Source organism: Turicibacter sp., from assembly GCF_017941855.1.
GTDB classification, from domain to species: Bacteria; Bacillota_I; Bacilli_A; order MOL361; family Turicibacteraceae; genus Turicibacter; species Turicibacter sanguinis.
Map to the genome: position 1 here is coordinate 1 of NZ_JAGAVR010000115.1, position 13,043 is coordinate 13,043.

The window sequence follows — 13,043 nt, forward strand, 5'->3', positions numbered from 1 at the left end:
CGTCCATTCAAAGAAAATTTATTAGACGTAACAAACATTGAGCCTAAATATTTGGATATTTCATATGCGACATTAAGTGAAAGACAAAAGCTAGATATCTATTTACCAAGTGTTGATGAGGGGCCGTTCCCCGTTATTGTTCATATTCATGGTGGAGCATTCAAAATGGGAAATAAGCGTGATGAACAATTAACGAGTATTTTATTAGGGCTTAAACGAGGATATGCTATTGTATCAGTTAATTACCGATTAAGCCAAGAAGCAAAGTTTCCAGCAGCGGTCGAGGATGTAAAAGCAGCTATTCGTTTTATTAAAGCAAATGCCAAAAAGTATCAGTTGAATCCGAATAAAATTGCAGTATGGGGTGGTTCTGCAGGTGGACATTTATCAGCAATGGTTGGAGTAACTTCACATCTAAGTCTATTTGAACATCCACAATTAGGGAATATAGAGCAATCATCGGCTGTTCAAGCAGTTGTAGATTGGTTTGGACCGATTAACTTTTTAACGATGGATGAGCAGTTTAAAGAACTTGAGGTTAATCCTAAATTAGGTATCACTTGTTCTATTAATTCACCAGAATCTGAGTATATTGGAACGTTAATTACAGAAGTACCTGACTTAGTTCAAAAAAGTAATCCTGAAACTTACATTGATGCTTCTAATCCACCATTCTTTATTCAACACGGAACAGCAGATGGGAATATTCCATATCTTCAATCGGTGTATTTCTCAAATAAATTAAAAGAAGTGATAGGCGAAAATAAGGTCTACTTTGAATTACTTGAGGGAGCAGGACATGGAGATGGGGTCTTCTCAGACAAACTGTATTTTACAGCTTCAGAAAATTTAGAAAAAGTATTTGTATTTTTAGATTCAGTTTTAAAATAAAGTAACAGATATCCTTAGGAAAAAGTCCTTGGGAAACTAAATAAAAATTATGAAAGCAGAATGTGTGAATTTACATTCTGCTTTTTGTTGTAAAACGCTATCATAAAATGTAAAATATAGGAAGGAAATGAAAGGAGAGAGAAGTTATGAGTAAAATTTTTGACGGTAAATTAAAAAGAGTAGGGGGCGTTCGACATTCTGAATACAGTGAGTATTTAGAAAGAAAAAAGCATGGTGATTTTGTCGTAAAAGGTGGTGTCTTCACAGATAGTGAGCGTGCCTTTTATTCAAAGCTAGAATTAGTAACAGAAAGATTTCCACTTCGACCATTAGTGAAAGTAGCATTAAAAGATATATTTGATATTAAAGACAGCTTTCTGAATCATAATCAAATTCATTTAGAAAGATTAAAAAATTATTACATTGATTTCTTAGTTTGTGATGAAGAAACAATGATCCCATTATTAGCAATCTTTTTAGGCAAACATAATTTAGATGAAATGAAATTTATCGAGGGATTATTCGAAGAATTCGAGATTAATATCGCTCATGTCGAAGAAAAAGAAGAATACAATGTAATTGAATTAATTCAAATAATGGAGTTAAATATTGATATGAAAAGTTTAATCAAGTAGGTGAGATAAAGATGAAGTATGATGTTATTGTAATTGGATCAGGACTTGGCGGATTAACATGTGCTTCTCATCTATCAGTACTTGGGTACAAAGTCGCAGTGTTTGAACAACATTTTTTAGCAGGAGGATATGCGACAAATTTTAAGCGACATGGATATGAATTTGATGTTTCACTACATGGAATTGGTGGTTTACAACCAGGAGGAAATGTTTATAGTATTTTACAAGCATGTCACGTACTAGATAAAATAAAACCGATAAAAAATAAATTAGCTTATCAGGTTGAATGGAAAGGAAAGCTCATTGAAATTCCGAATGATTTAAATAAATATCAAGAACTCTTGATTGAATTGTTTAAAGAATATGAAAAAGAAATTATGAACTTATTTAAGGGGATTACACGGTTTGAAAATGGATTTAATCGATTCATTTTACAAAGTCATAAAGGAGTATTGAATAAAGTTCATCCTGATGTAGCGCTATTTATGAGTTGGTCGATGAAAACAACAGATGAAGTCATCAGAAAATACGTTAACGATGATGAATTTATACGCTTCTTCACGACTCTATGGTCGTACTATGGGTTGCCCCCTAAGCAACTTAGTGCCATTTATTTTTTTATTCCATGGGTTAGCTATCACCATCATGGAAAGTTTTATATTCAGGGTGGCGGTGGAAAACTATCAAATGCTTTTGTAGACGTTATTCCTGAGCATGGAGGAAAAGTCTTCTTAAAATCAGAGGTAGTCGAAATTACTTTAAAGCATCAACAAGCAAGTGGCATCAAGTTGAAAGATGGAACACAGTATGAAGCTGATATCATTGTTTCAAATGTTAATCCGATCACGTTAAGTACTTTATTACCGACTAATGATTTGAAAATAAAACCTCAAGAAATCGGATGCAGTTTAAGTCAACTTTACTTAGCCTTAGACTGCCATTCATCTAAGTTGAAAATTCCAGAAGAGGAAGTTTTCTTCTTAGGAGGAGACACACCTGAACAAGATTATGAAATAACCTTAAATCAACAATTTGATACATGTGGATTTTTGTTGACGAATTATGGTTCAATTGATTCAAATTTCGAAGGAATCTTGACTATGACGTATTTAGATAATTATGAGAGGTGGCCAAGCGAAAAAACACAATATAAGTTGAAAAAAGAAGAAGTTACTCAAATGATGTTAGCAAGGTTAGAAAAAATGTATCCTGGCATCACATCTCATATCGTGGTTAAGGAATTAGGAACGCCTAAAACGATGGAGCGATACACTAAAAATCCTAAAGGTGCTGTTTATGGATATGCCCAAACAGTGAAACAATCAGGAAGATATAGATTGAAAAATCAAACAAATATTTCAAATTTATTTATGAGTAGTGCTTGGAATAATCCAGGTGGTGGTTATGAAGGTGTTATTTCCTCGGGAATAATGACGGCTAGACGAATTCATTTAATGAATTATAAATAATTTTGACGAAATGATTTTATAAGCTTAAAGGGATGCTATAATACCCCTGTATAGGAGGGGATTTTATGAGGCATTTTTTGGGGGATTATACGTATCGATTTTACCTTGTGGTTTTAAAGTTAGTTTTAACAATTGTCCCAACAATTTCGATTGTTTTAGTCGTTCTAAATCTATTTTTCTATCAAAATGATTATCAGGTTAATTCGATTCAATTTTTTTCAATGATTTTACTTGCTATTCTTAGAAATTGGATTAGTGTTGTTATTTCATGTATTTTTTGGGTTAGTGCAGTCTTTGTTTTATTGAAGATATGTCATGTTGAAATAGGTGAAGAGAAAATTGAATCACTAGAACATCTTTTTAAACGTTCGAAAACGTCAAGTTCAATTTCAATGATTGAAACGATTTTAGAAATGTTAGGGATTATCTTTTTAGTTTGGCTTCTTTATTTTAACCCTGAGTATATTTCAAGCTATAGTATAAAGGACAATCGCTTGATTCCATTAACTCCCTTATTTAATAGTAGTGTATTAATTTTTTATCATCCCATGATCATAGCTGTTTATAGCGTTGGTTTTATTTTATCAATTGGAAAATTATTGATAAGAAGATGGTCGCTTGGTTTAGCTATTTTACATTTTGTTTATAAAGCAGGAGTTTGTCTGCTGCTTTGCTTCATTATAATGAATCAATCAGTTTTTAATCCCGAATTTTTTGAGGAAATCTTTATTTATCCTCCTCAAAAAATCATGCTTCACTTTGACATATTCAGCAATGTTATTATAGCAATCATTATCGGGATTACTTTTTTTGATGTGATAAGACCATTCTCAAAAGTTATTAAAGAAATCTAGGAGGCGGATTTATGTTGCTGGATGGATTATCCCTTCTTTTCTAAAATTTTAAAGAAAAGAAGGGGACTTATTTGAAAGATAAATTGAATCAATTAGCAATTCCATTAATGTTAAATAATGTGTTAGGCCTATTAATTGGACTTTGTGATCAGGCAATGATTGGACATGTTTCAATAACAGGGTTTGCAGCTGTTGGAATTGTAGCAGGAATTATTAATAGTTTATCTGGTGTGTTAGGGAGCATATCTATCACTTTTAATATTTTAGGGGCTCGTGCGAAAGGTGTTGAGGATGATGAATTATTGGAATCATATTACCAAATTCATCTGATACAAAGTTTAATGATTGGCCTCATCTTTACTAGTTTTGTTTTTCTTTTTGGAAGACCTATTCTTCAAATTGTTTATCAACTAGAAGGAAAAGTATTAGATGAAGCCATGAGTTATGCCTTTATTTTTAGCATGACACTTGGATTAAACTTACTTCTATTTACGGGTTCAGCCTATTTTAAAATAATGAATCAAACAAAGTATATTTTAATTAGTAACTTAACAGCGGCTATTTTAAATGTTATCTTTGATTATATTTTAATTTTTGGTTTGTTTGGATTGAAGCCACTTGGGATTATTGGAAATGCGATGGGTTCTGTATTAGCACTTCTTGTTAATCTATGTATCTATTTCTTTGTTTTAAAAATGAGAATACGTAAGAAACCTAAGGCGCTAAATTTAGAACATCTTAAGTGTTCATTAAAATTATCCATGCCATTAATGATTCAAGAATTCCTTGAAAGTACGGTTATTGTGCTAATTATAGGGGCATTAGTTGCCAGAATTGGATTACTTGAAGTGGCGGTTTATCAGCTATTGACGATGATTATTGAGATTACATTGATGCCTACGTATGCGTATGGGCAAGGAGTATTGACCCTCATTGGAGAAGGGATAGAAAATTCGTCTAAAATTTTGTATCAGGGAATTATAAGGGCGCTTCTTTTTTACTTTATTTTCGCTACTTGTTTTATGATAAATCGTGAATCATTATTAGGGTTTATCACAAATCAGTCTGTGATGATTGAGACAGCAAGTAGCTACTTACCGTTTGTATACCTCATCTCAGTTTTATTCATTCCAATGACGTTGTATAAATTTAAATTACAAGCCATTGGTTCCACGAAAAGAGTCATTGCTGATACTTTAATTAGTTATAGTATAGGTCTTTTAGTTGCATTTTTATTGGGTTTAATTACTCAACGATTACTTAGTATTTATATTGGACTAGGGAGTGCCTATTGTATTTGTCTATTTCTATTTAGAAGCCATTCCTTTAAAGTTTAATAAATTTAAAAATCACTCTTCTTATTTGATGAGTGATTTTTTTAGTGGGTTACTATCAAATTTTTAAATATATTTGATGAAAAATGATATTAGAGTAAGGATTATATATAAAGTAGGCAAATGCTTAAATTACAGTTTATGAAATCTTTTAAATCAAGAATAAAGCACGATGAAATAGAGATTATGCTCATCTCATTTTTAGAGGGATTAAAATAATTTCTAAATTCAGAAACTATAAAGGATTTATTCTTCATATCTTCTTTATATTTATTTGATAAAATGATGAAGTGACTAAAAAAGGAGTTGTTTGGGTGAATATTTTATTAATTGAAGATGAAGTGCTGGTTTTAGATGCATTAAAAGCTTACCTTGAACGTGAGCAATATCGAGTATTTGTAGCAACAACAGGAAATGAAGGATTGACTATTTTTGAAAAAGAAAAAATAGATCTCGTTATTTTAGACCTCATGCTACCCGATATGAAAGGGGAAGAGATTTGCCAACAAATTCGTGCTATTTCGGATGTTTACTTGTTCATGTTAACAGCTAAAGGGAGTCTTGAACATCGAATTTTAGGATTAAATTTAGGAGCTGATGATTATCTAGTTAAACCATTTAGTCCTCGTGAACTAGTCGCGCGGATTAAAACAGTGGTTAGAAGAATGAATGGACCTTTACAAAATATAAACCTATATGATGATGGTTATTTACTGATTGATCAATCCAAAAGAATCGTTAAAGTTCAAGAAGAAATCGTTCCCTTTACAACAACCGAATTTAATTTGCTCGTTTTGTTAATGGATAATAAAGGTAAAGTTTTGACGCGAGAACAATTGATTAATCAGATACTCGGTTTTGATTTTAATGGCTATGATCGCACAATTGATGTGCATATCAAAAATATTCGTAAAAAAATTGAACAAGATACAAAACAGCCCCGCTATATAGTGACTGTTATGAAAGTGGGATATAAATTTGGGGGCACTTTTAATGGTTAGTATTAGAAGACAATTAACTGTCATGTTTTTTGGATGTGCTAGTTTAACCGCTATTTTAATTTATTATTTTGTCAATGTAACCATTTGTTCTCAAATAGATGAGTATATGATGGAAAATCAGGAAAAACGTAATGAACGCTTGGTCACCTATTTTGAAGATTATTATCAGAAAAATAAGCAGTTCTCATCTGATGCAGGTTCCGAACTAATGCACGAAGCTTATATGAATCAATTTTGTTTGATTTTAATGGATTCAAATCAAAATGTCATTTGGGGGATGAGTCCCGATTCAATAAAAGGAGATAGTATGGCTCCAATATCTGGGGACTATCAGGCAAAGATATACGAACTAAAAGTAGATGATGAGCTAATTGGATATTTAGAAATTGGTCAGCATACCCCATTATTATTATCTCAACAAGATCTTGATTTTAAAGAATCGATTAATCGAAGTATGATATTAAGTACGCTAGTCGCAATTGTGATTATTTTAGGATTGAGTATTCTATTCTCTAAACCTTTATCAAAGGCAATTCATGACGTTTCAAATATGGCATTTAAAATCTCAAAGGGAGTATTTGATTTACGGATTCAACGTAAAAGTAAAATTCGAGAAATACAAATTTTAAATAATAGTATTAATGAATTAGCAGATAAGTTACAACAACAGGATACATTAAGAAAACAATTAATCTCTGATGTATCACATGAGTTAAGAACGCCATTAAATATTCTACAAACTAATTTTGAGGCGATGATTGATGGAGTATTGCCATTAAATCAAGAACGATTACAATCGCTTAATAGTGAGGTCATTCGCTTTGGAGAATTATTAAAAAATCTAGAAGTGTTGAAGAGATTCGATTCGGGAGATGAAAAATCGATGTATGCCCCATTATCTTTATTTGAGCTGATTAACGGGATGGAATCAGAAATAAAAGCTCTATTATCCCAAAAATATATTCAGTATGAATTTAATTCAAGTCTTCTAGAAACAGATCTTATCATTGGAAATTCAAATCAAATTAAACAGGTTATCTTAAATTTAGTTTCAAATAGTTTTAAATTTACCAAAGAATATGGGGTTGTTTTAATTAAGTTATCCAAAACATCAGATGAAATTATTTTACATGTTGAAGATAATGGAATAGGGATTAAAGAAGATGAAATACCCTATCTATTTGAACGATTTTATCGCTCAGATCAGATTCGTCATCAAACAGAGGGTAGCGGCATCGGCTTAAGTATTGTAAAAAAAATTATTGATTTACATGATGCAAAGGTTGAAATTAAAAGTGAAGTAGGGGCAGGAACAATTGTTGAAATTCATTTTTTAAAAGTTATTTAATTTCTTCATATTATCTTTATATCTTTTTGTTATTGTGTTAGGGAAGAGGTGTTGAAGATGAAAAAAATGACCTTTGTAATTGAAGGTATGAGTTGTATGAGCTGCAAGCAAACGATTGAAAAACGATTAAAAAAGCAAAATGGAATCAAAAAAGTGGGAATTAACTATGAAGCAAAACGGTTGAATATTACATTTGACGAATCTTTAATTTCTATAGAACACTTAAAATTAGAGTTAGAGTTATTAGGGTATCAATTAAAAACTGAAAAAGAGGCAAGAGAAGATAAAAAATTAATCCTATTAGCCATTATTTTAATAGCAATTATCTATTTTTTATTTGAACGAGTTACTCCAGATTTTAGTGGATTATTAACCTCAAATCAAAACCTAAGTTATATTATTTTATTTATTATTGGGATTACGACTTCTTTTCACTGTGTCTCTATGTGTGGAAGTCTTGCTCTTTCACAAGTGATTCATCATGAAAATCAAGTTAAACGAAACATTCTTTATAATTTAGGACGTATTATTTCGTATACCCTACTAGGGGGTATCATTGGATTGCTTGGAGGGTTTGTCACAACGGATATTCCATTCTTTAATTTGATGCCAATTATTTTAGGGATTATTATGATTGTCATGGGATTAAGTAAATTCGGATTAATTAGAGAATTAAAAATACCAATGTTTAAATTAGGACGATATAAATCAAAGTTCCAATGTCAAGGACCTTTTATTTTAGGTCTTGCTAATGGACTAATGCCATGTGGGCCATTACAACTCATGCAGTTGTATGCATTAGGAACTGGTACTTTTATACAAGGGGCATTAGCGATGTTTTTCTTTAGTCTTGGAACAGTTCCGTTAATGCTAGGGCTTGGTTTGTTTTTAAATAAACTATCTGCTTTTTCGCGGACATTTGTCTTTAAACTAGGAGCTATCCTAATTATCTTTTTAGGAATCAATATGACATTAAATGGATTAACAACGATTGGCTTCGGTTCAACTTTAAGTTTGCAAACTGAATCTCGAATTGAAGCAGAAATGATGGAGGGGAAGCAGGTCGTCGAATTTGATCTAGGTCGTCGTAATTACGAAGAGATTGTTGTTCAAAAAGGAGTGCCTGTTGAGCTAATAATCAACGCCAGTCAAGGAACGCTCAATGGTTGTAATCGTACACTTATTTTAAAAGATTTTAATTTGAAATCAGATTTAAAAGTTGGAGAGAATGTAATTAAATTTATGCCAACTAAAACAGGGACCTTTACCTATTCATGTTGGATGGGAATGATTCGAAATACAATTAAAGTAATTGATTAAAAAATTGGGATTTTTTGTAAAATCCCATTTTTTTATAATAAGTTTTTGGTTGACAATAATAAGAATGGCGTTATAATATAACCATAGACCCCCACCCCGGGGGAGGGAGGTATAGTTAATGAACGAAGAACGAAAAAAAGCACTACAATCATTAAAAACAGCTAAAGGTCAAATAGATGGAATTATTAAAATGATTGAAGAAGAACGTTACTGCATGGATATTTCAAATCAAATTGTAGCAGCGCAAGCGTTACTAAAACGTTCGAATCTTTTAATTTTAAAACAACATTTAAATCATTGTGTGAAACAGGCTGTTATAAACGGTGAAAGCGACGAGAAAATAGATGAAATTATGACCATACTCGAAAAAGCAATGTCTAAATAAAGTGAGGTGATATTATGGAAAGTAAGTCAATGAAAATTGAAGGAATGACCTGTTCTGCTTGCGCAAATCGCATTGAAAAAGTTGTTTCTAAATTAGATGGCATAAATAAAGCCTCTGTAAACTTCGCAACTGAAACTTTGAGTGTTGAATACGAGACTAGAAAAGTAACGGAGCAAAACATTCAAGAAGCAGTAGAAAAAGCAGGGTATAAAATTCATAAGAATATGAAGACCTATACAGTAGATGTTAAGGGAATGACTTGTTCTGCTTGCGCAAATCGCATTGAAAAAGTAACCGGAAAAATTTTAGGTGTTGAAAATTCAACCGTCAACTTTGCAACCGAAAAATTAACAGTTACGCTTGATGAAAATCAAGTGACATACGGTCAAATTAAAGCAGCCGTAGAAAAAGCAGGGTACGAGATAATTAAAGAAGAACAAAAAGAAACAGAAGTGAAAACAAAAGATGAATCATCAAAATTATTAACTCGTTTCATTGTTTCTTTAATTTTTGCAGTCCCATTATTAATTATTTCAATGGGACACATGGTAGGAATGCCTCTTCCAAAAATGATTGATCCGATGATGAATCCTTTAAACTTTGCACTCATCCAACTTGTTTTAACGTTACCTGTTGTGATTGCAGGGTATAAGTTCTATAAAATTGGATTAAAAAATTTAATTAAACTAAGCCCTAACATGGATTCTTTAATTGCTATAGGAACATTAACAGCATTTTTCTACAGTGTATTCGGAATTTATATGATTACAAAAGGTGATACATCGTACGCTATGCACTTATATTTTGAGTCAGCAGCCGTTATCTTAACGTTAATTACGCTAGGTAAATATTTAGAAGCTGTTTCGAAAGGAAAAACATCTCAAGCTATTCAAGCTTTAATGGGATTGGCTCCAAAGACTGCAACCATTGAACGTCGTGGCCAAGAGTTAGTGTTACCGATTGAAGAAGTATTAGTTGGAGATATCGTAATTGTAAAACCAGGTGAAAAATTACCGGTAGATGGCGTGGTAATAGAAGGAAGCAGTGCCGTGGATGAATCGATGTTAACAGGTGAAAGTATTCCGGTCGAGAAGTCTGAAGGTAGCTTAGTCATTGGTGCTAGTCTCAACAAGACAGGATACATCAAATATCAAGCGACAAAGGTTGGGAAAGATACAGCTCTCTCTCAAATCGTAAAACTTGTGGAAGATGCTCAGGGACAAAAAGCACCAATTGCTAAAATGGCAGATATTATTTCGTCATACTTCGTGCCGACTGTTATTGGACTTGCCATTATCTCCTCGTTAGCTTGGTTATTTGCCGGAGAAACAGGAGTCTTTGCATTATCAATCTTCATTGCTGTTTTAGTTATTGCCTGTCCTTGTGCTTTAGGACTGGCAACCCCAACTGCCATTATGGTTGGAACCGGAAAAGGTGCTGAATATGGGGTCTTAATCAAAGGTGGAGAAGCATTAGAGACAACGTATAAATTAAATACCGTTGTCTTTGATAAAACAGGAACAATTACAGAAGGTAAACCAAAAGTAACAGATATTATTACTATTGATACATTAGAAGATGAGATTTTAGCGTTAGCAGCAAGCGCGGAAAAAGGATCAGAACATCCACTTGGAGAAGCTATTGTACGCGCAGCAGAAGAACGTAACTTATCATTTAGAAGTATTAGTCAATTTAATGCGATTCCAGGACACGGGATTGAAGTTTTAATTGATAAAAGAGATATTTTATTAGGTAATAAAAAATTAATGAATGAGAAAAATATTGATATTAGTTCTGTTAATCTCCAAGCAGATCAATTAGCAACAGATGGAAAAACACCCATGTATATTGCAGTTGATAATAAGTTAGCCGGAATTATTGCTGTAGCTGATACGGTGAAACCAAGTAGCCAAAAGGCAATTGAAACGCTACATGCGATGGGAATCAAAGTAGCGATGATTACAGGTGATAATAAAAAAACGGCAGAAGCTATTGCCAAGCAAGTGAAAATAGACATTGTTTTAGCAGATGTTTTACCTGCTGATAAAGCAAATGAAGTAAAAAAACTTCAAGCTAATGGTGATTTAGTTGCCATGGTTGGTGATGGAATTAATGATGCACCGGCTTTAGCACAAGCTAATGTTGGAATTGCGATTGGAAGTGGAACTGACGTTGCAATTGAATCAGCAGATATCGTCTTAATGAGAAGCGACTTAATGGACGTTTCGACAGCGATTAAATTAAGTAAAGCAACGATTCGTAATATTAAACAGAACTTATTCTGGGCATTTGGATATAATATTTTAGGAATTCCAGTTGCGATGGGAATATTACATATCTTTGGAGGGCCGTTATTAAATCCAATGATTGCAGCGGCTGCCATGAGTTTAAGTTCTGTTTCAGTTTTATTAAATGCATTAAGATTACGTAATTTTAATGCTTAAAAGTTAAGGAGGAATTAAAGATGAAAAAGAAAATTCAATTAGATGGTATGAGCTGTGGACATTGTGTGGCACATGTTAAAGAAGCATTAGAAACATTAGAAAATACAACAGATATCCAAGTTGAATTAGGAACACAGTCAGTACTTGTTGAAACAGGAGCAACTGATGAATTAATTCGTCAAGCGATTGATGATGCTGGTTATACAGTTGTATCAATTGACTAATAGGAATTAATAAAAAGCTATGCACACTTTGTGTGCATAGCTTTTTTAATATCCGAAATAAGGTAATAAGATAAACCATAGAAGATGCAGACAATTAATAATGAAATAGAACCCCAATAAGACAAAAATACACCGATTTGTTAACTTTATCATTTTAGGAGTTGCTGATTGAAGTCGGTAATAAAGATAGATAAATAAAAGAGCTGGAATAATTCCCTTTACCCAAAAAGTAGCAAAGTTGTTTTTTATCATAGATGCCATCAAAGGATTAGCTTCTAAAATGAGTCCAGTTCGAATTAAAAGTAACGTTAGAAGAATATCACTAACATTTAAAATGTATAAAAGGATAAGCTTGACTTTAATATGACTTAAACTAGTTTGTTTAATAAATTGAAACATGTATCTCCCTACCTTTCAAGGTCCTTCTATCTTTAATATAGGACGGTAAGGGATGTTATATTCTTGTATCTTACAAATTTGTAAGACAGTTCAATAGGTAATGTAAGACGGACTTTGTATAATGAGTAAGGTTGGATTAACAATAATAATATTTGAATAGGTATTAAAGATAAAGGAGTTGTTATAGATGAGTACCATTTTAAGTGTTGAAAAAGTAGAGAAGTATTATGGAAATAAAGATAATATAACAAAAGCCATAGATAATATTAGTTTTAGAGTTGATAAAGGTGAGTTTGTTGGAATAATGGGGCCATCTGGATCAGGTAAAACTACTTTGCTTAATTGTATTTCTACAATAGATAAGGTAACTACAGGAAATATAATAATAAATGATAAAGATATTACAAAAATGAAGTCAAAGCAATTAGAGAACTTCAGAAAAGATGAATTAGGATTTATATTTCAAGATTTTAATCTTTTAGATACTTTAACAGCTTATGAAAATATAGCATTAGCCTTAACAATTAAAGGTGAAAAACCAAATATGATTGATAAGATGATAATGGAAGTAGCAGATAATTTAGGTATAACTGAAGATTTAAATAAGTATCCTTATCAAATGTCAGGAGGACAAAAGCAAAGAGTTGCATCTGCAAGAGCTATAGTAACTAACCCATCACTTATATTAGCAGATGAGCCTACTGGGGCTTTAGATTCAAAATCTTCAAGATTACTTTTA

13 protein-coding genes are annotated in these 13,043 nt (G+C 32.1%); 12 read left to right on the top strand and 1 reads right to left on the bottom strand.

Annotation, left to right across the window (positions count from 1 at the left end; genetic code table 11):
- The 11 genes from J6D32_RS12685 to J6D32_RS12735 all read left to right on the top strand — a co-directional run.
- A partial coding sequence (locus J6D32_RS12685; protein WP_287467727.1) for an alpha/beta hydrolase fold domain-containing protein occupies nt 1-891 on the top strand: 891 nt, incomplete at its 5' end.
- Nucleotides 892-1,037: 146 nt separating this feature from the next.
- The gene (locus tag J6D32_RS12690) at nt 1,038-1,526 is read left to right on the top strand and encodes a DUF2726 domain-containing protein (protein ID WP_006784822.1); all 489 of its coding nucleotides are present in this window, start codon (nt 1,038-1,040) and stop codon (nt 1,524-1,526) included.
- An 11-nt stretch (nt 1,527-1,537) separates the two neighbouring features.
- The gene (locus tag J6D32_RS12695; protein ID WP_287467728.1) at nt 1,538-2,995 is read left to right on the top strand and encodes a phytoene desaturase family protein; all 1,458 of its coding nucleotides are present in this window, start codon (nt 1,538-1,540) and stop codon (nt 2,993-2,995) included.
- 65 nt (nt 2,996-3,060) lie between these two features.
- Entirely contained in the window at nt 3,061-3,849 is a 789-nt protein-coding gene (locus tag J6D32_RS12700; RefSeq protein WP_006784824.1) for a hypothetical protein, read from the top strand.
- Nucleotides 3,850-3,920: 71 nt separating this feature from the next.
- Nucleotides 3,921-5,186: an MATE family efflux transporter gene (locus J6D32_RS12705; protein WP_132942545.1), complete on the top strand. Its 1,266-nt coding sequence runs from the start codon at nt 3,921-3,923 to the stop codon at nt 5,184-5,186.
- 311 nt (nt 5,187-5,497) lie between these two features.
- Complete coding sequence (locus J6D32_RS12710; RefSeq protein WP_055164571.1) at nt 5,498-6,184, top strand: response regulator transcription factor; 687 nt, start codon at nt 5,498-5,500, stop codon at nt 6,182-6,184.
- Nucleotides 6,177-7,532: a sensor histidine kinase gene (locus tag J6D32_RS12715; RefSeq protein WP_287467729.1), complete on the top strand. Its 1,356-nt coding sequence runs from the start codon at nt 6,177-6,179 to the stop codon at nt 7,530-7,532. Before J6D32_RS12710 ends, J6D32_RS12715 begins: the two co-directional genes overlap by 8 nt.
- Nucleotides 7,533-7,589: 57 nt before the next feature.
- Nucleotides 7,590-8,852 (top strand): urease accessory protein UreH domain-containing protein, encoded by a 1,263-nt coding sequence (locus tag J6D32_RS12720; protein WP_055277122.1) that lies wholly within the window; start codon nt 7,590-7,592, stop codon nt 8,850-8,852.
- A 118-nt stretch (nt 8,853-8,970) separates the two neighbouring features.
- On the top strand, nt 8,971-9,237 hold the full coding sequence (locus J6D32_RS12725; protein ID WP_006784829.1) for a metal-sensing transcriptional repressor: 267 nt from the start codon (nt 8,971-8,973) through the stop codon (nt 9,235-9,237).
- A 14-nt stretch (nt 9,238-9,251) separates the two neighbouring features.
- A complete protein-coding gene (locus tag J6D32_RS12730; protein ID WP_287467730.1) occupies nt 9,252-11,681 on the top strand; it encodes a heavy metal translocating P-type ATPase in 2,430 nt (809 codons plus the stop codon).
- A 20-nt stretch (nt 11,682-11,701) separates the two neighbouring features.
- Nucleotides 11,702-11,905, top strand: a complete 204-nt coding sequence (locus J6D32_RS12735; protein ID WP_009606657.1) for a heavy-metal-associated domain-containing protein — start codon at nt 11,702-11,704, stop codon at nt 11,903-11,905.
- A gap of 45 nt (nt 11,906-11,950) precedes the next feature.
- Here J6D32_RS12735 and J6D32_RS12740 read toward each other — a convergent pair whose 3' ends face one another.
- Nucleotides 11,951-12,304 carry a DUF5658 family protein gene (locus tag J6D32_RS12740; RefSeq protein WP_039930836.1) on the bottom strand — a complete coding sequence of 118 codons (354 nt, stop codon included), beginning with the start codon at nt 12,302-12,304 and terminating at the stop codon, nt 11,951-11,953.
- Nucleotides 12,305-12,491: 187 nt separating this feature from the next.
- Here J6D32_RS12740 and J6D32_RS12745 point away from each other — a divergent pair.
- Nucleotides 12,492-13,043, top strand: a 552-nt coding sequence (locus J6D32_RS12745) for an ABC transporter ATP-binding protein (protein WP_287467731.1), incomplete at its 3' end; no start/stop codon positions are given.